Origin of the sequence: Exiguobacterium sp. KJ 601 (genome assembly GCF_027161185.1) — a bacterium.
GTDB classification, from domain to species: Bacteria; Bacillota; Bacilli; order Exiguobacteriales; family Exiguobacteriaceae; genus Exiguobacterium; species Exiguobacterium profundum.
In genome coordinates this window covers 1,118,130-1,137,022 of the sequence record NZ_JADHZG010000001.1, presented here as the reverse complement: position 1 = coordinate 1,137,022, position 18,893 = coordinate 1,118,130, and the positions used below count along the sequence as shown (strand labels likewise).

Annotated in this window: 19 protein-coding genes; 5 read left to right on the top strand and 14 right to left on the bottom strand. The window is 46.9% G+C overall.

What is annotated here, in order from left to right:
* Positions 1-11: 11 nt before the first annotated feature.
* Entirely contained in the window at positions 12-245 is a 234-nt protein-coding gene (locus IRJ25_RS05820; RefSeq protein WP_012726433.1) for a hypothetical protein, read from the top strand.
* Positions 246-259: 14 nt separating this feature from the next.
* Here IRJ25_RS05820 and IRJ25_RS05815 read toward each other — a convergent pair whose 3' ends face one another.
* The 12 genes from IRJ25_RS05815 to IRJ25_RS05760 all read right to left on the bottom strand — a co-directional run bounded on the left by IRJ25_RS05815 (position 260) and on the right by IRJ25_RS05760 (position 14,508).
* The gene (locus IRJ25_RS05815) at positions 260-904 is read right to left on the bottom strand and encodes a DUF975 family protein (protein WP_214781320.1); all 645 of its coding nucleotides are present in this window, start codon (positions 902-904) and stop codon (positions 260-262) included.
* A 72-nt stretch (positions 905-976) separates the two neighbouring features.
* Positions 977-1,630 carry a copper homeostasis protein CutC gene (locus IRJ25_RS05810; protein ID WP_264092590.1) on the bottom strand — a complete coding sequence of 218 codons (654 nt, stop codon included), beginning with the start codon at positions 1,628-1,630 and terminating at the stop codon, positions 977-979.
* A gap of 13 nt (positions 1,631-1,643) precedes the next feature.
* The gene (locus IRJ25_RS05805; RefSeq protein ID WP_012726436.1) at positions 1,644-2,414 is read right to left on the bottom strand and encodes a DeoR/GlpR family DNA-binding transcription regulator; all 771 of its coding nucleotides are present in this window, start codon (positions 2,412-2,414) and stop codon (positions 1,644-1,646) included.
* Between the two features lie 174 nt (positions 2,415-2,588).
* Positions 2,589-3,209, bottom strand: coding sequence for a glycerol-3-phosphate 1-O-acyltransferase PlsY (plsY, locus tag IRJ25_RS05800; RefSeq protein WP_269317890.1), 621 nt, complete (start codon positions 3,207-3,209; stop codon positions 2,589-2,591).
* An 11-nt stretch (positions 3,210-3,220) separates the two neighbouring features.
* The gene (locus IRJ25_RS05795; protein WP_214781327.1) at positions 3,221-4,081 is read right to left on the bottom strand and encodes a M15 family metallopeptidase; all 861 of its coding nucleotides are present in this window, start codon (positions 4,079-4,081) and stop codon (positions 3,221-3,223) included.
* Between the two features lie 78 nt (positions 4,082-4,159).
* Positions 4,160-4,576, bottom strand: a complete 417-nt coding sequence (locus IRJ25_RS05790; RefSeq protein ID WP_012726439.1) for an acyl-CoA thioesterase — start codon at positions 4,574-4,576, stop codon at positions 4,160-4,162.
* A gap of 31 nt (positions 4,577-4,607) precedes the next feature.
* Complete coding sequence (locus IRJ25_RS05785; protein ID WP_269317889.1) at positions 4,608-6,866, bottom strand: AAA family ATPase; 2,259 nt, start codon at positions 6,864-6,866, stop codon at positions 4,608-4,610.
* 56 nt (positions 6,867-6,922) lie between these two features.
* The gene (locus IRJ25_RS05780; RefSeq protein WP_012726441.1) at positions 6,923-7,600 is read right to left on the bottom strand and encodes a hypothetical protein; all 678 of its coding nucleotides are present in this window, start codon (positions 7,598-7,600) and stop codon (positions 6,923-6,925) included.
* A 101-nt stretch (positions 7,601-7,701) separates the two neighbouring features.
* Positions 7,702-9,267 (bottom strand): BCCT family transporter, encoded by a 1,566-nt coding sequence (locus IRJ25_RS05775; RefSeq protein ID WP_215243870.1) that lies wholly within the window; start codon positions 9,265-9,267, stop codon positions 7,702-7,704.
* Positions 9,268-9,394: 127 nt separating this feature from the next.
* Complete coding sequence (locus tag IRJ25_RS05770; RefSeq protein WP_214781333.1) at positions 9,395-9,886, bottom strand: DUF3939 domain-containing protein; 492 nt, start codon at positions 9,884-9,886, stop codon at positions 9,395-9,397.
* A gap of 113 nt (positions 9,887-9,999) precedes the next feature.
* Positions 10,000-12,714 (bottom strand): aconitate hydratase AcnA, encoded by a 2,715-nt coding sequence (gene acnA / locus IRJ25_RS05765; protein ID WP_031423507.1) that lies wholly within the window; start codon positions 12,712-12,714, stop codon positions 10,000-10,002.
* A 195-nt stretch (positions 12,715-12,909) separates the two neighbouring features.
* Positions 12,910-14,508: a peptide chain release factor 3 gene (locus tag IRJ25_RS05760; RefSeq protein WP_214781337.1), complete on the bottom strand. Its 1,599-nt coding sequence runs from the start codon at positions 14,506-14,508 to the stop codon at positions 12,910-12,912.
* A 178-nt stretch (positions 14,509-14,686) separates the two neighbouring features.
* Here IRJ25_RS05760 and IRJ25_RS05755 point away from each other — a divergent pair, with 178 nt between their 5' ends.
* The 3 genes from IRJ25_RS05755 to IRJ25_RS05745 all read left to right on the top strand — a co-directional run bounded on the left by IRJ25_RS05755 (position 14,687) and on the right by IRJ25_RS05745 (position 17,259).
* Positions 14,687-15,118 (top strand): DUF2621 domain-containing protein, encoded by a 432-nt coding sequence (locus IRJ25_RS05755; protein ID WP_031423504.1) that lies wholly within the window; start codon positions 14,687-14,689, stop codon positions 15,116-15,118.
* Between the two features lie 255 nt (positions 15,119-15,373).
* Positions 15,374-15,703, top strand: a complete 330-nt coding sequence (locus IRJ25_RS05750) for a DUF485 domain-containing protein (RefSeq protein WP_269317888.1) — start codon at positions 15,374-15,376, stop codon at positions 15,701-15,703.
* Positions 15,700-17,259, top strand: coding sequence for a solute symporter family protein (locus IRJ25_RS05745; RefSeq protein ID WP_269317887.1), 1,560 nt, complete (start codon positions 15,700-15,702; stop codon positions 17,257-17,259). The genes IRJ25_RS05750 and IRJ25_RS05745 overlap by 4 nt, the downstream gene beginning before the upstream one ends.
* Before the next feature lie 33 nt (positions 17,260-17,292).
* On the opposite strand, the gene IRJ25_RS05740 is transcribed toward IRJ25_RS05745, so the two are convergent.
* Both IRJ25_RS05740 and IRJ25_RS05735 read right to left on the bottom strand, forming a co-directional pair.
* Positions 17,293-17,745 carry a CcdC family protein gene (locus IRJ25_RS05740; RefSeq protein ID WP_031423499.1) on the bottom strand — a complete coding sequence of 151 codons (453 nt, stop codon included), beginning with the start codon at positions 17,743-17,745 and terminating at the stop codon, positions 17,293-17,295.
* A 19-nt stretch (positions 17,746-17,764) separates the two neighbouring features.
* On the bottom strand, positions 17,765-18,463 hold the full coding sequence (locus IRJ25_RS05735; RefSeq protein WP_012726450.1) for a cytochrome c biogenesis CcdA family protein: 699 nt from the start codon (positions 18,461-18,463) through the stop codon (positions 17,765-17,767).
* Positions 18,464-18,651: 188 nt separating this feature from the next.
* On the opposite strand from IRJ25_RS05735, the gene IRJ25_RS05730 reads away from it, so the two are divergent.
* Positions 18,652-18,834 (top strand): aspartyl-phosphate phosphatase Spo0E family protein, encoded by a 183-nt coding sequence (locus IRJ25_RS05730; RefSeq protein WP_214781340.1) that lies wholly within the window; start codon positions 18,652-18,654, stop codon positions 18,832-18,834.
* The last annotated feature ends 59 nt before the right edge of the window (positions 18,835-18,893 follow it).

The following is an 18,893-nucleotide window of genomic DNA, read 5'->3' as shown; positions in this document are numbered from 1 at the left end:
AGGCGATTTTCGTGCCATGGAATATGAAAGACTATCCAGAATCACTGAAAAACTTCGATCCACTTGTAAAAAAGAAAGCCATTGATATCGCGAACGCATTACTCGCGCAAGGCTACTCTGAGACGAAAGCGATCCCCATTGCCACCGAGCAAGCAAAAAAGTGGCATGCGGATGCGTCGGAAGAGGAAAAACAAGATTTTGAAGACGCCCCAAACCCCAAAAAGTCAGATCAGCACGGAACATAAAACAACCGGTCGGGTTATCCGACCGGTTGTTTTGCTTGATAGGAGGCATTTAACTCTAAATAGAGTCCAGAAATCGCCGTTTGAAGATATGGTGTGACAAAGATATAAGCTAAGCCTCCAGTAAGAAGGACGAGCGCATACCATCCGATAAAACTCGCATAGAGCTTTAACATCGTCTGTTTGTGCCCTTTCATCATTTGGCGGCTTTTTCGCATCGCCTTGAATGCAGATAGGTCCGGCTCATCTCGCATGATAAATGGCGCGATGCGATACGTCAAATAGAACCAGACACCAGGTACAATCAGGAAAAGCATCAGAACGTTTAGACCTAAATAGAATACCGCATAATAGACCACGGCACGTGAATAGTCTTTAAGTGACCCGAACGATTCAATCAACAATCCGAACGTTGGCTTTTCATCTTTCGCCACCTGGAGAAACACCCAATTTTTCCCGAGCTCGATAGGTGCGAGCAGAACCGTCGCCCCGTAAAGAAGCGCCACCGATGTCAAAAGAACTTCGGGGTCGTTCGCCGAGAGATCAAGTCGGGTCGTGATCATCGCTTGAATGACCATGACAGTTAAGACGACGAGTAATGATATGCCCCACTTCCCTGATAGCATGCGTAGCGCATATTGTTTGTAAACGGAAGATTGCATGAATTCACCTACATTTATTGTTTTCTCTCATTATAGCAAAAAAACAGTCTTCCGACTGTTTTCCGCATTGGCTCATCCAAGAAGTTGTTTGAACTTCACTTCATCGAGCTGTCCATTCGTTCGTACGCCATTTCCTATGTGTACCATCGCTACGTCAAGACGTTCTCGAAGAATCGGTAACGTTTCCACCGTGATCCCTGCACCAGGTAAAAGTGTCATCTCGGCCTGTTCCTTCAAAGTTATCAAGGTTTCGATTCCTTCTAGTACAGTTTTGGCACCGCCTGAAGTAAGGAGAATATCTACTTCCGGATATTCATTCAACACATCCATCGCTTCAAAGACATCACGTGATGCATCAAAAGCACGGTGGAACGTGAGCGTCATTTCCCCTTTGTGCTTGATCACTTCCCCTAAGATCCGCTCGTCAATCGCGCCATCCTGTGTCAATGCACCGAATACGATTCCATCGACACCTAGCTCACGGCATAGACCGATATCCGCAAGCATAGTCTCGACATCATCCTCATTGAAATGGAACGAATGTGTATGGGGTCTTATCATCACATGCACCGGAATCGACACATGTTCGACCACATTTCGAATCGTTCCAAAACTTGGTGTGATGCCCCCGTTTTCCATATCCGCAATCAGTTCGAGTCGTTTCGCACCGAGTTGCTCAGCCTGAATAGCTTCCGTTAGTGTAGTGACAATCACTTCTACATTCATTAAATCGCTCCCTTCACGGTGCGAACTTCCAGTCCACACCATGTTCGGCTAAGACGCCTTTGAAATCTTGAGGCTCAGGAAAATCAGAGATAATCGCCGTCACCTTCGAAAAATCACAGACGCGATACCGTTTTTGTTGATTTAGTTGGGTATGGTCCGTCAGTAAGAACGTCTCGCGACTTTGTGACATCACCGACTGGGTGATACTGGCGAGGCCGAAAGCATCACATGTTAAACCTAGTGATGCGTCGACCCCTTCGACGGACAAAATGGCAAGGTCGAACATGTATGTCTGTAGTTGCGCCAGGACCTGCTCACCTGTCGTCACGAGATGTTTCGGGTCGATTGTACCACCTAATAGCTGAATTTCGCCACCAAGCACACCTTTCGCCCGCTGTTCAAACAACGCCTTCGCCACCGTCAACGATGGCGTCACGACCGTCACATTGCGACCACGTAACCGAGAAGCTACTTGCTCTGCCGCGACCCCGTGTCCGATATATAATAATGTATCATCTGGAATCAACTGAAATGCGGTATAGGCGATCCGACGAATTCCATCCATGTTTGCAATCACGATAGGCTGAAAGGACATGCTCTGATGAAGGACCGCTCCCCCGTATACACGTTTGATTCGATGTTCTTTTTCTAATTCTTCTAAATAACGGCGAATCGATTCCCCCGATACGTTCAAACGCTCGATCAACTCGCTTGTTTTTACTTTGCCTTCTCGTTCGATCCATTCTACAATTTTCTGTTTACGCTCTTCGCCGATTAAAGACACGTCCCTGCCTCCTCCACAATAATCTTTCCTTTTCTAGTGTAACGAACGCATGTAAATTTAACGTAAATTGAAAGTAAAGAACGAGCAAATCCAACATGTTTTTGTTTCTTTTTTGTGTAAATCAACGACAATACACAAAAAAAGGCACGCCCTTCACGGACGTACCTGCATGAGTCATGATTTCGGCTTGTGTTGAAACAGCGGAACTTTTGGTTCTTTTCCAGCACGTATACGTTGCCAATTGGTACGATGCTTAATAATAATGAACAATGCGAGTGGCACGATGACGATCAGGGGTAACCAATCTTTCGTCACGATGCTATAAGTCGTTGCCGTCACAAGTCCTACCACGGCGGCAGCCATCGAGGAGAGGGATACCATGCGCGAGGTGAGGAGAGTCACGATGAATGTACCGACGACGACAAAGAAGAACCATGGGAAGGCTGCCAACAAAACACCACCGCTCGTCGCAACCGATTTTCCACCTTTGAATTTCGCAAAGACAGGATAAGAGTGTCCAATCACTGCCGGAATCCCGGCAAGAAGCAGGCTCATCTCGCTTCCGAACAGTAGAGGCAGCAATGCAGCGACAAGACCTTTCCCCATGTCACCGAGTAAGACGAGGATTCCTGCCTTCTTTCCTAATACACGAAACGTGTTCGTCGTTCCCAGATTGCCGCTCCCATGTTCTCGAACGTCTACGCGATAGCCGAGCTTGCCGATGATGAGGGCAAACGGAATGGCACCAAGTAAATAACTTAAAATAATAATCATGATTTCTGTCACATATTGCATCGCAATTCCCCTTATTTCACAAATTCCGCAATATAGCGATCATATGGCTGATTCAATGCATGTACCTGTTTCGCATGCTCAATACCGATATAGCGTAAGTGCCATGGTTCGTACATATATCCGGTTTCTTCCTCAAAGGCTTTTTGGTAACGGATGATAAATCCATACTCGTGAGCATGATTTGCCAGCCATTTTCCTTCAACCGTTTCACCGAGACTTTGAGTCAGTTGATAGTTGACCGAGGCGCTCGATACGTCAATCGCAAGTCCTGTTTGATGTTCAGAATGACCTGGTGGTGCGGAATATTTCATGGCTTGCTCTTTGCCATCTCGTTCGACATAAGCATTGAAGAGATTGACTTGATAGGCGTATGAACGGAACGCACTCGTCCCTTTCAAATCAATTCCTGCTGCTTTTGCACCTTTCATTAGACCTTCAATCGCCTGAGCAGCTTCTTTACGTAACATTCGACGTTCACCGACTGTCGAGTCGACAAAATCAATGTTCGCCTCTACCAAATCACTCGGCTGATAGTCGGCGGGTAATGCAATTTTCTTGTTTACAAGAATCAATTCATCTAATTCCAAATTGGCCACACCATCCGTTTCAATCGGTTGACTAGGTGCCACAGGTTCTTCCTCTACTGGTTCGGTCGGCTGTTCAGACTCGTCCGACGTCTCCTCCTCAGAAGGTGACTCGGTGACTGTCTCATCTTCACGATCCGAAGTCGGTTCATTTGGTTCTGTCTCTGGTTCATCTACTGTTGATGACTGTGTTGTTGGTTCTTTCGGTTCAACTTGCTCGTTTGTCGTACAACCGGCTAACATGAACGTCAAGGCGCCGCAAACCATCAAAATCGATGGATAACGCATGCGATCTTCCCCTTTCTAGATAACAAAAAGTACCGTCAAGATATGATACCACACTGACGGTACGAAGACAGAAGATTCTTAAACAGGGTTCATGACGTTCAAATACATTTCATGCCATTTCGGGAACTCTCGATCAAGTCGAATCGGTTTGAAGTCGCCTCGTTTGACGACGACATGCGTTGTAGTGGCTGTGCCAACAAGTTCTCCATGTTGATTCGTCAACTCATAGCCGTAAATCGTTCTGATTTTTGAATATTGATCGACCCATACACGAACATGAACCGTATCACCATACGTCACGCTACGCTTATAGTCCATGGATACATTTGTCACAGGAGAGACAAATCCCGCTTCTTCCATATCTTTATACTCGACACCTAGTTGTCGTAACAATTCCGTGCGCGCAATCTCTAAATAAACTAAATAATTGGCATGATAGACGATGCCCATCATGTCCGTCTCTTGATACCTTACTGGGATTTGAACCGTGTGCATTGAATCATCCTTCTTTCCTAAGAAAAGTATATTATAACTTACTCTTAATATCTACTACTAATAATTGCTGGAGTGACACATTCTCATCCTCCGTCGACACTAAACGATAGGACTGACGAGCAATCGATTCATCGATAACAGATAGAGCGGTGCGCGCGTTCGCATGTTTGATGTCATGTAAGCGAGTAGCTAATGCTTCAAGCGCATTTCCCTCCATCACATATCCGAACTGACTTGCGTAATTTTTCGCGATGTCCACCAACTGTTCTTGAGTATAGTCATCAAAATGAATCGTCCGTTTCATTCGGCTACTAAGACCAGGGTTGGATTCAATTAATCGGCGCATCGGACCTTCGTAACCGGCAAGGACGACGACAAGATTCTCGCCATGTTTCGGCATTTCGTCAACGAGTGTATCGATTGCCTCCCGGCCATAGTCGTTCGCCCCGCCGTTCAAACTATAGGCCTCGTCAATTAGTAAGACGCCGCCAAGTGCGTCACGGATCGCCGCTTTCGTTTTTTGAGCTGTCTGTCCCACATAGCCACTAACTAAATCTGCACGACTGACGACATTGACATGGCCTCGCTTCAAATAACCTGTCCGTTTCAACATCTGTGCATACAGATAGGCAAATGTCGTTTTACCGGTACCGCTGTTTCCGGTAAGTGTCACATGGAGCTGGACCGGCGCCGTCTTCAAACCGAGCGCTTTTCGTTTCTTCTGTATCTTGATGAGCGCTTCAATTTCAGCCAGTTGTGCTTTTGCATCTTCCATGCCGACAAGGTCATCTAACGATGTCGGACTCGATTCATCATCTGGCTGATCAAAGTCTTCTTCAGTCAAGAGCGCCATTTCGTCTAGCGGAGCATCTGCACCGAATCGGGAACCCTTCTTAAACATCGCATCAAGTAAAATGTTATGGACAGTCCGGGCATTTCCGAACGTCGAGTCGACCCGTTCTCTGTCGATTCGAGCAAGAAGTGATCGTTTCGCCTCTTCCGTCAGCACGTAATTGTTTTCTTGTGCCACTTTCTCACCGATGGCGACCAGTTCTTCGTCACGGTAGTTCGGTAACTCGTAGTGATTCGACTCAGGGAATCGTGAACGTAAACCGGGGTTCGCCAAGAGGAAATGACGCATTTCTTCTGGATAGCCAGCTAGAATGACGACGAACTTGCCAGCATATTCGCCACTCGTCATCGCGGCGACGAGTGTATCGATGGCCGCTTGTCCGTAATCACTGCCACTCGCATCCTGACGCTTCAATGCGTATGCTTCATCGATGAATAAGACACCACCTTCTGCCTCTTTCACCTTGTTCATTAACTGCTCTTCCGTTTGCCCAACATAGGCACCGACAAGGCTCGAACGGTCAGCCTCGACAAGGTCCGGGCGTCCTAATAAGCCGAGTTCAAAGTAAATCTCGGCCATGAGTCTTGCTAATGTCGTCTTCCCGGTTCCTGGATTCCCTGTAAAGACGAGATGAAGGGATGGTTGATGTTTTGAAGAAAAACCGGCCTTTTCTCGTTCTTTTTGGAAAAGGAGGAAGCGATACCACGCTTTTACACGCGCTTTGATGTCATCGAGCCCAATCATGTCTTCAAGTGATTCAATCGCACTTGAACGTGCCTCGGTCGGACGGTCTGGTAGTAGCTCACAAATCGTGTGTAGCCGTTCTTTCACAAGGGCAACGCGCTCCCCGAATCGATGAAACGCTTCACGACTGAAATAGTTCCCTTGCATCGATGCGAGCAAGGAGGCGGTATCATCTTCAAGAGATGCGACCTCTTGCATCGCTTCGATGATCGCTTCAAACAGGTTTTCCAATTGTCCGCGCCATTCAGAATCACGTAAATCAGACTTCGCAGTCTCCACCTCATCATGGAGTTGGTCAAGTTGATCGAGCAACGCTGACGTTTTTGACTCGTACTCTGTTAAGATTTGAACCTTCATCGAGGCGTAATCGGCCTCTCGTAAGGTTGGCCAGTCGATTTGAAGCGCCTGTTTCGAACGACGCAACTGCTCATTCAGTTGAAACAGACGAAGCTCTGGAGGAAGTGCGTTCATCGCCTCCAACTCTTTTACCCAGCGGTTGAGTAACGGGTCCATCGTTTCCTTTTGTTTGAGCCGATGTGTTGCGAGCAGCCGCAAGGAACGAATTAATTCTTCTTGGTGCTGAGTCGCACGAGACCAATGTGCGTAAGATAACAAAGCCGCCTCGTTTACTTTTTCTCCAGCTTCCCAGTTCGTCAAGTCCGTTTGAACTTGTTCCACTTGAATTTGTTTCATCTTGTTCTCCCTTTCAGACGACAAGGGAGCCGACATCATGTCTGCTCCCCATCGGATTATCTTGATTCAAACGATGTCATCCGAATCGAATGGAATAACTTCCCGTTATTCCGCGATTCTGCCGCGAGCAAGATTCGTTCATGCGCATCGACATAATATGTGACAGTCTCTTTATTTTCTTCTTCACTAAAAATCGATGGATAGTTTTCAATCCACTCTTCCGGAACGGTCTCAGCCGATTCTGATTTCACATACGCTTGCGCGGTACGTCCGACCAAATCGGTTTCGCCTTCACTTGAACCGAGCGTCCCGTCATCGAGCCATTTACGAATCTGTTCGTTCGTTGCACGTGACAAGAATGGATGAGGTGCGACTGCTCCGGAGTTCGTCTCCTGTCGAAGAACTTCTTCCCCGTCCGGATTGAACTCTAAGTAGGTCTCTCCATCCCATTCAGCTTTCGCGCCAACATTTGGACCCGTCACGACTTCAGATACAAAATGTCCGTCCTCATCATACGTGACAAGATACTCTCGTTCTTCGAGCTCTTCGCCTTCTTTTGGAAGTTTGCGTTCTTGATATCCGATCACGACATTCGAGTAGAATGGTTCGACTTGCTCCTCCTCTTCCCCGCTCAAATCCATGAGCACATAGAAGTTATATGCGAGTAATGCCCCGACAATGAGGATGCCGGCCAATATCACCCAGCTCAACCGTTTTTTTATCTGTTGTTTCATAGCCTATCCTCCTCGTTTCTTCACTTACTATCCTACACTAGCGAGAAGGACAAGCAAAATATTTTTGACCGAAAAAGGGCCTCATCTGAGACCCTTTCGAATTAACCTAGTTTATCTTCATCTTTCTTTTGCATCTCTAGCCATTTATCTCGTTCATCCGGTTCGTCGGTAAGATCCTTGAATAAGGCAATCATCATAAAGATGAGCACGAAGATGAATGGGAAGGCTGCGAGAATCGCAACAGCTTGTAGAGCATCTAATCCACCAGCATACAACAATACGGCTGCGATTGACGATTGGATGATTCCCCAAGTCATTTTAATCCCCATCGGCGGGACGAGCTTCCCGTTCGATGTAAGCATACCGAGGACGTATGTCGCAGAGTCGGCCGATGTAATAAAGAATGTCGAAATCAAGAAGATGGCGATTACACTGAGAAGCGTCCCAAAACCACCGAACGTTTCAAACAGTGCGAACAGCCCGACTTCAGTACCGATTTCGTTTACTTGATCAATCAAGCTATATCCTCCGAACAAATCAGCCCAGATGGCCGAACCGCCGAAGACGGAGAACCATAATAATCCGAATGATGTCGGGACAAGTAAGATTCCGATGATAAATTCCCGAATCGTACGCCCTTTCGATACACGTGCGATAAACGTTCCGACGAATGGTGACCAAGAAATCCACCAAGCCCAGTAGAAGATGGTCCAACCGTTCACCCATTCACGTTCAACGGGTTCAAATGCGGCTGTACGGAAACTCATGCTCGGGAGCTGCTGCAAATAAGTTCCGACTGTTTGTGTGAACAAGTCGAAAATGAAAGCTGTCGGTCCCGCAAACATCGTCGCTACAAGTAGGACAATTGCCAAGAATATATTCGTATTACTTAAGATTCGAATTCCTTTGTCAAGACCTGTCGAAGCACTGATCATGTAGAGCACCGTTACGACGGCAATGATGATCAACTGTGTCACGAAAGCGTTCGGTACCCCAGGGATGAGGTAATGAAGGCCACCGGCAATTTGCTGAGCACCAAAACCAAGTGAAGTCGCTACCCCGAATGCAGTCGCAATGACCGCAAGGATATCGACCGTTTGCTTCACGGGTTGTTCGTAGCGGTTATGGACGAGCGAACCGATTGTCTCCCCAATCGTCGCGGGACGACCTTTTCTAAACGTCGAATATGCGATGGCGAGCGCAATCATTGCGTAAATCGCCCATGGATGGAGGCCCCAATGGAAAAATGCATAACGCATAGCAGTCCGTGCATCTCCTTCAGGTGTAGGGGAAGCGAATGGTGGTGAGTGGAAGTGGAGCAACGGTTCAGCCGCTCCCCAGAAGATGAGTCCAATTCCCATCCCGGCACTGAATAACATGGCAAACCATGATAAATAACTAAATTCTGGACGATCTGTATCCTTTCCAAGTCGAATCGAACCATATCTTGAAAAGATTAAAAAGATGGCAACCAGTAAAAACCCGGTGGCGCTCAAGAGATAGAACCAACCCATCCCGTTTGAGAGCCAGCCTTGTAACGTACTCGTCACGTTTAATAGACTGGCATTCCCTAATAAACTCTCGGGGAAAAGTCCCCAAATCGTAAATAAGCCAGTTATGATTGCAGATACGACGAATACGGTCGTCACACGGCTTTTTCGTTCCATAAAATCACTCCTATTTAATTTTCTATTTTCATATACGTTTTCCACCCTAACATACTTTTGAAACAAGTCACAACCCTATGTGTACATAAATGTGTTGTTTACCGTCCAATAGATAGGTGTCTTGTCATCAAGTTGTTTCTTTGGGCTCCAGTGAAACAATCAATGTTTCATCGACCACATAGTAAGGTCTTTTTGGCAACGTTTTTAAATAACCCCCCTCTCGTAAACGGGTCAAATCGAGTTGAAGCGCGTTCTGAAATTTTTGTAACGGTAATTTCTTCTCCTGGTCCATATACAGATCGAGTGCCCGTTGCACTTGATCCATTTCATAAATGACGTCGCGTTCATCTTCCGGTACGATATGAAACGTCTCTTTTGACATGAAGAAACGTTGTTTCGGGATTCCCGAAAGGTGATGTTTCAAGCGTTTGGTGTCGATTTCTTGCGAGTCATCCAGTAGGACGGTGCGATTCACACCTTTTGGCAGTGTCTGTTCATATTCGTGAATCGCCTGACGCAATTCTGAAAGGGTGATATCAATTTCTCGATCCTGTTCCACCTCTTTTTGTTGCGTCAATCGTTTCCACCAACTCTTTCCGAGCTTCTCTTCTTTATCCATAAGCGCACCCCTCCCTGTCTTCCTGTTCCCGAATCTTTTAAAACTTTCACCTTAAAATTGCATATTCATGAAAAAAACCTTCCTTTTTTCAAAGGAAGGTCATGGACTAGCACTTATTTCAATTTGTTACGGAGAACCATTTGCAGGATTCCACCGTGACGGTAGTAATCAATTTCAACTTCAGAGTCGAAACGAGCGATGACTTTGAACTCTGTCACCGTTCCGTTTTCATGTGTCGCTTTTGCGTTCAAGATATCGCGCGGACGTACAGACTCATCGACTTGAATATCAATTGCTTCTTCACCAGTCAATCCGAGTGATTCAGCCGATTCACCGTCTAAGAACTGAAGCGGGAGCACACCCATCATGACAAGGTTCGAACGGTGAATCCGCTCGAAACTTTGTGCGATGACCGCACGGATTCCAAGAAGGTTCGTCCCTTTCGCTGCCCAGTCACGAGATGATCCCATTCCGTAATCATTTCCTGCAAGGACAACAAGACCTGTTCCCTGTTCCTTGTACTTCATAGCCGCATCATACATTGGCATGATTTCACCAGTTGGCCAGTACGTCGTAAAGCCACCTTCAGTTCCTGGAGCAACTTGGTTGCGGATACGAATGTTTGCGAACGTACCACGCATCATGACTTCATGGTTACCACGGCGAGAACCGTATGAGTTGAAGTCGATTGGCTCTACCCCTTTAGAAAGGAGGTATTGACCGGCTGGTGTCGTCTTCGAGAATGATCCAGCTGGCGAGATGTGGTCGGTCGTAACCGAATCCGCAAACTTCCCAATGACACGTAAGCCATTCAATGCATGAACCTCGCCCGCTTCTGGTTCGAGTTGTTCGAAGAACGGTGGGTTTTGGATGTATGTCGACTCATCTGAGAAGTCATACAAGTTTCCTTCCGGAACATCGAGTGCGTTCCAACGCTCGTTACCAGTGAAGACCGTTTCGTACTCTTTACGGAATGCTTCTGGTGATACCACGTCTTGGACAACCATCTTGATTTCATCGTTTGATGGCCAGATGTCTTTGAAGTATACTTCATTTCCATCTTTGTCCGTACCGAACGAATCATTCATGATGTCGAAGTTGACTGACCCGGCAAGAGCGTAAGCGACGACAAGCGGTGGTGATGCCAAGAAGTTTGCCTTCACGAGCGGGTGAACGCGTCCTTCAAAGTTACGGTTACCAGAGAGGACTGACGACACGAGCAAATCGTTTTCTGTGATCGTTTCTTCGACTTCACGGTCAAGCGGACCAGAGTTTCCGATACATGTCGTACAGCCGTATCCGACCGTGTTGAAGCCAAGTTCGTCCAAGTAAGAAGTCAAACCAGCCTTATCCAAGTAGTCCGTTACGACTTTCGAACCTGGTGCGAGTGATGTCTTCACGTATTTCGGAACGGTTAAGCCACGTTCAACGGCTTTCTTCGCAACGAGTCCAGCACCGACCATGACGTATGGGTTCGACGTGTTCGTACAGCTTGTGATGGCTGCAATCGCAACATCTCCCGTACTCATGTCGACGGCGCCGTCCTCGTACTTGACTGTCGCCGTTTTGTCGAGTTCAGAACGGTCAAGTCCGAAGCCACTGTTTCCTGCAGGAGCACTCAAGCTATCGATGAACGATGTTTGAACGTCTGAGAGGTTGATTCGGTCTTGTGGACGTTTCGGACCCGCAAGTGAAGGCTGGACTTTCGACAAGTCGAGTGTCAACACTTTTGTGAACGTTGGATCAGCTTGATCTGGTGTATAGAAGAGATCATTCGCTTTAGAGTATTCTTCGACGAGTGAAATCAACTCTTCGGAGCGACCAGTCGTACGCATGTAGTTCAATGTTTCCGTATCGACCGGGAAGAATCCACATGTCGCACCATATTCAGGCGCCATGTTTGCAATCGTCGCACGGTCTGAAAGTGGCATCGTGTGGAGCGACGGTCCGAAGAATTCAACGAATTTCCCGACAACTTTTTCATGACGGAGCATCTCTGTCACGACGAGCGCCACATCTGTCGCTGTCACACCAGGGTTTACTTCACCGATGATTTTGACACCGACGACGTCTGGCACTGGGAAGTATGATGGTTGACCGAGCATACTTGCTTCCGCCTCGATTCCTCCGACACCCCAGCCAAGAACACCGAGTCCGTTGATCATCGTTGTGTGCGAATCCGTTCCGACGAGTGAATCTGGATAAGCAACTGTACCTTCTGCATCATTCTTCTCGAGGACGACAGATGCCAAGTACTCCAAGTTTACTTGGTGAACAATCCCCGTTGCAGGTGGTACGGCACGATAGTTGTCAAATGCCGTCTGAGCCCAACGTAAGAACTTATAGCGTTCTTCGTTACGTTCAAATTCGATGTCCATGTTTTTCATCAATGCGCCAGCGAAACCATATGCATCTACTTGAACTGAGTGGTCGACGACGAGATCGACAGGAATTTCTGGGTTGATTTTGTTTGGGTCTCCACCGAGGTCTGCCATCGCTTTACGAAGTGAAGCAAGGTCTACGACCGTCGGTACACCCGTGAAGTCTTGAAGTACGACACGTGCCGGTTTGAACGGTACGTCAATGTCTTTCGAGACGTCGGCAGTACCCCATTTTGCCAAGTTCTCGACATGTTCTTTCGTGATGGCACGCCCGTCTTGTTGACGGAGAACCGATTCAAGAAGAACGCGAATCGAATACGGAAGACGGCTGATGTCCGTCAATCCTTCTTCTTCCAATTTTTTCAAACGATAAAAATCATACGATTGCCCGTTCGCTTCGAACTTTGTCCGAGATGCGAAGGCGTCTAAAACATTCGTCTGTTCCATTGCAATTTCCCCCTTTTTGAAAGCGCCGACCACACGACAATGCGTAATCGCTTACTTTTCACATATTTATCATAATACAAGTATAGCGTGACGTAAAATACATTCCGTCACAAATTAGTCATAAGTAAAACTTATCAAAACTAAAATGACTTACTTCACAACAAAAAAACACCTCAGAAACGAGGTGTTTACATCTTATTCTTCCGTACCGATCTCTTCGTTGACGTCAAGTGCCTCAACAAGCGTCAAGTCATCTGCGTGACGCTCAGCGAACCGTTCATATGTGAACTCGTTCGCGAACAGGAAGACCGGACGTTCCCAACGGTCTGTAACGAGCATGTTCCGTGAATCTTGGAACGGTTTCAATGCCTTCAACTCTTTGTCTTTGACCCAACGAGCAACGCTATATGAGACTGGTTCCATTCGAATATCGACGCCATATTCATTGTTTAAACGATATTCGAATACCTCGAATTGAAGTTGTCCGACCGCGCCGAGATAAATCTCGTTATATTCGTTGCGATACACTTGAATCGCCCCTTCTTGCGCAAGCTGTTCTACCCCTTTATGGAAGTGTTTCGACTTGAGCGAGTTGACCGGCGAAACGCGCATGAACAATTCCGGTGGAAAAGTTGGCAGCGCCTCAAACGCAATCTTCTGCTTCGATGTGGTGATGGTATCTCCAATTTGATACGTCCCAGAATCATAGATCCCGATGACATCACCAGCAAACGCTTGGTCGACTGTTTCTCGATCATTCGCCATCAATTGTGTCGATTGGCTCAATTTTATCTTTTTCCCAGTACGAGTGAGCGTCACATCCATCCCACGCTCAAACACACCTGAACAGATGCGTACAAAGGCGATGCGGTCGCGGTGTGCCGGATTCATGTTCGCCTGAATCTTGAAGACGAATCCACTGAAGTCTTCTGATGTTGGATTGATTGGACCGACGTTCGACTTACGTGCCTCAGGAGCCGGAGACATCTCTAAATAGTGATTCAAGAACGCAGTCACCCCAAAGTCGACGAGCGCTGTTCCGAAAAATACCGGTGTCAATTTACCGCTCTGGATCGCCTCGACATTAATCTCGTTCCCCGCTCCATCGAGAAGGTCGATCTCATCGCGGAGGTTCGTCAAGTTCTCTTCCGACAAATGATCGGAGAGAATCGGATCGTTCACTCCGTCCTCACCCAGGTGAAGTGTCGACTTCTCCCCACGGAACAAGTGGACCTCATTTTTCATTCGGTCGTAGACACCTTCAAACTGCATTCCACTTCCGATTGGCCATGTAATCGCGACAGAAGGCATGCCTAACACTTCTTCGAGCTCTTCCATCAATTCAAGCGGATCTTTTGCCTGACGATCCAACTTGTTCATAAATGTGAAGATTGGAATCCCACGCATCCGACAAACTTGGAATAGTTTTTTCGTCTGTGTTTCAATCCCTTTCGCAGCATCAATGACCATGACCGCGCTATCGACTGATGTCAACACGCGATACGTGTCTTCACCGAAGTCGTTGTGTCCTGGTGTATCCATGATCGATACAACCTTGTCTTGATAGATGAATTGCATGACAGACGATGTGACCGAGATCCCACGTTGTTTCTCGATTTCCATCCAGTCAGATTTTGCGTGTTTTGAGTTTTTGCGCGCCTTGACCGTACCTGCCTCGCGAATCGCACCACCGTGCAAAAGTAATTTTTCTGTTAATGTTGTTTTCCCCGCATCCGGGTGAGAGATAATGCCGAATATCCGACGTCTCTCGACTTCCTGTTTCAATTGGCTCATATAGGATAGACCTTTCCTTTCTCGTCTCAGTTCATGCTTATTCTCGTAGCAACGCTATCTATTCTAACGAAATCAATTCGGTTCGTCTATCCTAATGGGACGTACGCCTTTTGCAAATGGATTCTTTTTTGTATACTAACGATGAAAGCAAGTGAATGTATAGAACGGGGGAAAGACGATGCCAGAAAACTTGATGATGTATTTCATTGTATTCTGGGGATTCGTCATGATTGGACTCATGACGATTGGCGGGTACTTCATGTTTCGTAAGTTTTTAAAACGAATGCCAAAAGAAGATGGACGTTCCCTACTTGACATCGAAGATGATTATATAGAAAGAACGCGTCATCTCTGGACTCCGGAGACGCGGACGCTATTAGATCGTCTCGTCACACCGGTACCCGAGTTGTTCCGCGACGTGGCGATCCGAAAAATCGCAGGTAAAATCGGTCAATTCGCGCTTGAATCGCGTGCAAAAAAAATGACGACCGAACTTGTGGTAAAGGGTTACATCGCCGCAACGCCGAAGCGCGATCACAAGTTCTTAAAGAAAGCGCTAACCGAAGAACAGATTGATTGGACGCCATACGAACACTATTTTCAGCAGTAGACTCTATCTCATTCAGATAGAGTTTTTTATTTGTCGAATTGTGCGATTCGCCTAATGGGTCAAAAGTACCTTTTCTCGAGCTTTATATTACATCGAAATAACGTTCACGAATTAGACAATATTGAAAACGCTTACAGTAAATTGGTATGACCAATATTAATATAACGTCTTTCATTTCGACACGAAAAAAAGGAATGACTGAATTGTTTTTCACAACGCATAATGGATTTATCTTACAGTCAAGGAGGGTCTATTATGCATGATGTGACACAAGTTTCACAAACGACAAGCCATCAATCTGCCCACATGATTACCGAACATGAGACATTTCATCGGTTAATGCGGGAAAAAAATCGCTTCATCGTTCCAGCTATCATCTCCTCACTCATCTTTTATTTCACACTCCCGATTCTGACGAGCTATACGACGATCTTGAATACACCACTCATCGGGGACATCACTTGGGCTTGGGCGTTCGCCTTTTCCCAGTTCATTATGACTTGGACACTTTGTGTACTTTATAGTCGACGTGCCCGTCGCTTTGACGCACTCGTCGAACGATTGAAAGACGAGGTGAGATCATGAATTGGACCGCGATCGCCCTCTTTATCGCCATTGTCGGACTCACGCTAGTGATTACATACTTTGCAGCAAGAAAAACAAAAACTGCCAGCGATTTTTATACGGCAGATGGTGGATTGACCGGATTTCAAAACGGTCTTGCCATTGCAGGCGACTATATGTCTGCCGCATCGTTTCTCGGAATTGCAGGTATGATTGCGCTTGCGGGATTCGATGGGTTTTTCTATTCAATCGGTTTCCTCGTTGCCTATCTCGTTGTCCTCTATCTCGTCGCCGAACCATTGCGAAATCTTGGGAAATATACGATGGCAGACATGATTGCGGCACGTTTTAACAAGCCTCGCGTACGTGGTGTCGCAGCGATGAATGCGATTGTTATCTCCATTTTTTACATGATTGCGCAACTCGTCGGAGCGGGTGCTTTGATTGAACTGTTACTCGGAATCCCTTATACGACAAGTGTCGTCGTCGTCGGAATCTTAATGACAGTCTACGTCGTTTTCGGTGGCATGACGGCCACTTCTTGGGTACAAATCACAAAAGCCGTACTTCTGATGATTGGGACGGCAATCATTTCATTTCTCGTGTTCGCTCGTTTTGATTTCTCCGTCACGACGATGTTTAATGAAGTCAGTAAAGCGACCCCACTCGGAAGTGACTTCTTGAACCCTGGGAACAAGTTCAAGCTACCGCTCGATACCATTTCATTAAACATGGCGCTCGTGCTCGGTACGGCAGGGCTCCCTCATATTCTGATTCGCTTCTTCACCGTCAAAGATGCACCGACTGCTCGGCAATCCGTCGTCTATGCGACATGGATCATCGGTGCATTTTATATCTTGACCATTTTCCTAGGTTTCGGTGCCGCAGCATTCGTCGGACGTGATGCCATTCTCGCCGCAAACCCTGCCGGCAACATGGCGGCCCCTCTTCTCGCGCAAGTGCTCGGTGGTGACCTCTTGTTCGCTTTCGTTGCCGCAATCGCGTTCGCGACAATTCTTGCCGTTGTCGCTGGACTCGTACTGTCAGCTGCTTCCGCCTTCGCCCATGACTTCTACGGACATATCATTCGTAAAGGGGAAGCGACAGAAACTGAACAAGTGAAAGCCGCGCGAATCGCTTCAGTTGCGGTCGCACTCGTCTCAATGGGACTAGCCTTTTTCGCCCAGTCGATGAACGTTGCATTTCTTGTCTCGCTCGCTTTCGCCGTTGCGGCGAGTGCGAACTTACCTGTCATCCTCTTTACGATTTTCTGGAGACGCTTCAATACAGGTGGCGCCATTTGGGGAATGGTCGTCGGCTTGTTCTCCTCACTGATTCTAGTCGCACTCAGTCCGAACCTGTGGGCTCCGGACGGTTCGGCCATCTTTCTCGGTGAAGCCCTTTTCCCGCTATCCAATCCCGGGATTGTATCAATCCCCCTTGGTTTCATCGCTGCCGTGATTGGTACACTGGTCACGAAATCAGATGAAGTTGCTGGCAACTATGAACGCGTACTCATCAAGGCGAACACCGGAATCGACGCGGAGACAGAAGTCGCCGCTACGAAAGCAGATTAAATAAAAATGGAGTGGCTCAACGCCACTCCATTTTTACGTGATTGCGATTCGTTTATATTTTTGATACATGGCGATTCGCCACGGGACAATCATCCCCCAAGCAATCAAATAGAACAATCCGCCTGTAGAGAATAGATCGACCTCATGACCGACCCAAACCTTCATTGCTGTACGGATGGCAAGGAGTGCGAACACGACCACAAAAAATGCTTTCGATCGTGAGAGATACACTTCGCCGTCCCGTTTTTCAAAATTGGATGTCTTAATCAAAAACAGACTGAAGATGAGTCCGACCGCAAGGGCCTCAGCCACTTCGACCCATGATAAGCGAAACGCGGGAATCAAAAACTGAATCATCCCGGTCGTCATCGCAAGTGGTGGAATTAAAATTTTCTTCGCATTCGTCGGCTTTGCCGATGCTTTTACACGAACAAAGCTCGCTACGATACCCATTAACAACGCGACGAGAGTCGACCCCCATAACATTGACATCTCGGTCAACCCCTTAAAATCCGGTGAATCCGACAAGCTCGCTCATCCATGCAGCGAACCGATTCATTCCGTCAAAATATAATAGTACGCCGAACGCCATCATCAAATAGCCTCCGACTTTTGCTACTTTTGCACTGTTGCGTGCTAAGTACTTGATCTTGCCAACGAATGCGACCATTACCAAAAATGGAATTGCAAATCCGATGACATACGCCAACATATAGCCGAGTCCTTGACTCGGGTTCGTGGCGGCTAGTGCGATCACACCAGCTAAAATTGGACCTGTGCACGGTGTCCAGCCTGCCGCAAATCCAATACCAATTAAAACGGTTCCAAAATAACCGCTCTTTCGTTCGCCGATATCCATTTTCTTTTCACGCATCATAAATTGCGGTTGCCATAAGCCCGCCAAAAAGACGCCGAACACGAAAATCAAAATGGCGCCGAACATGCGTAGACTGTCCTTATATTGGATGAAGACGTCTGCAATCAATGAAGTCGACAATCCTAGTACGAGAAAGACAATCGAAAAACCGAATAAGAACGAAAATGTGTGGAACCAAGCTGTACGCTGTTTTAATCCTTCATTTTTTAACTCAGATACGGAAACCCCAGTAATATACGAGAGAAAGACCGGATACAACGGGAGCGTACATGGTGACAAGAACGATAAGACGCCCGCCCCAAATGCGAGCCATAATGTGACTTCCATGACGATTTCCACCTTTCACGACCATTATAGCGAAAACCTATTTAAATTGCTCGAATCTTTTCTTTCAAACCGCAACATCATTTTGTAATTTTTGAAATGGAAATGAAACTTGTCATCTGTAAACGGAGGTGCTAAGATTTGGATATTCCAGTTCACAAAATTCTAATTTACATGATGGGGGAACGAACGTGGCAGTCACCGCAGCAGATACACTACACCAGGCCATTGAACAAAAACGTGATGAACTGTATAAAATCGCGTCAAAGCATTCTTGGAACTCACCCGAAGTCATTTCAGTAAGCCAAGAACTTGACTCTTTAATCACTCGTCATGTCCTATCAAAGCATAATAAAGAGAAACTTCATTCTTGAAACTTGACAGCTCGTCATCTTGTGTGGCGAGCTTTTTCCATGGAAAAAAGGACACCTGA

Excerpts from the sequence above, each read along its gene's own strand:
- IRJ25_RS05770 (WP_214781333.1), bottom strand. The coding sequence starts at position 9,886 with ATGGATAAAGAAGAGAAGCTCGGAAAGAGTTGGTGGAAACGATTGACG.
- IRJ25_RS05780 (WP_012726441.1), bottom strand. The coding sequence starts at position 7,600 with ATGAAACAACAGATAAAAAAACGGTTGAGCTGGGTGATATTGGCCGGC.
- IRJ25_RS05795 (WP_214781327.1), bottom strand. The coding sequence starts at position 4,081 with ATGCGTTATCCATCGATTTTGATGGTTTGCGGCGCCTTGACGTTCATG.
- IRJ25_RS05750 (WP_269317888.1), top strand. The coding sequence starts at position 15,374 with ATGCATGATGTGACACAAGTTTCACAAACGACAAGCCATCAATCTGCC.
- IRJ25_RS05755 (WP_031423504.1), top strand. The coding sequence starts at position 14,687 with ATGCCAGAAAACTTGATGATGTATTTCATTGTATTCTGGGGATTCGTC.
- IRJ25_RS05745 (WP_269317887.1), top strand. The coding sequence starts at position 15,700 with ATGAATTGGACCGCGATCGCCCTCTTTATCGCCATTGTCGGACTCACG.
- plsY (WP_269317890.1), bottom strand. The coding sequence starts at position 3,209 with ATGCAATATGTGACAGAAATCATGATTATTATTTTAAGTTATTTACTT.
- IRJ25_RS05810 (WP_264092590.1), bottom strand. The coding sequence starts at position 1,630 with ATGAATGTAGAAGTGATTGTCACTACACTAACGGAAGCTATTCAGGCT.
- IRJ25_RS05790 (WP_012726439.1), bottom strand. The coding sequence starts at position 4,576 with ATGCACACGGTTCAAATCCCAGTAAGGTATCAAGAGACGGACATGATG.
- IRJ25_RS05735 (WP_012726450.1), bottom strand. The coding sequence starts at position 18,463 with ATGGAAGTCACATTATGGCTCGCATTTGGGGCGGGCGTCTTATCGTTC.
- IRJ25_RS05760 (WP_214781337.1), bottom strand. The coding sequence starts at position 14,508 with ATGAGCCAATTGAAACAGGAAGTCGAGAGACGTCGGATATTCGGCATT.
- IRJ25_RS05785 (WP_269317889.1), bottom strand. The coding sequence starts at position 6,866 with ATGAAACAAATTCAAGTGGAACAAGTTCAAACGGACTTGACGAACTGG.
- acnA (WP_031423507.1), bottom strand. The coding sequence starts at position 12,714 with ATGGAACAGACGAATGTTTTAGACGCCTTCGCATCTCGGACAAAGTTC.
- IRJ25_RS05815 (WP_214781320.1), bottom strand. The coding sequence starts at position 904 with ATGCAATCTTCCGTTTACAAACAATATGCGCTACGCATGCTATCAGGG.
- IRJ25_RS05740 (WP_031423499.1), bottom strand. The coding sequence starts at position 17,745 with ATGTTATGGGGGTCGACTCTCGTCGCGTTGTTAATGGGTATCGTAGCG.
- IRJ25_RS05775 (WP_215243870.1), bottom strand. The coding sequence starts at position 9,267 with ATGGAACGAAAAAGCCGTGTGACGACCGTATTCGTCGTATCTGCAATC.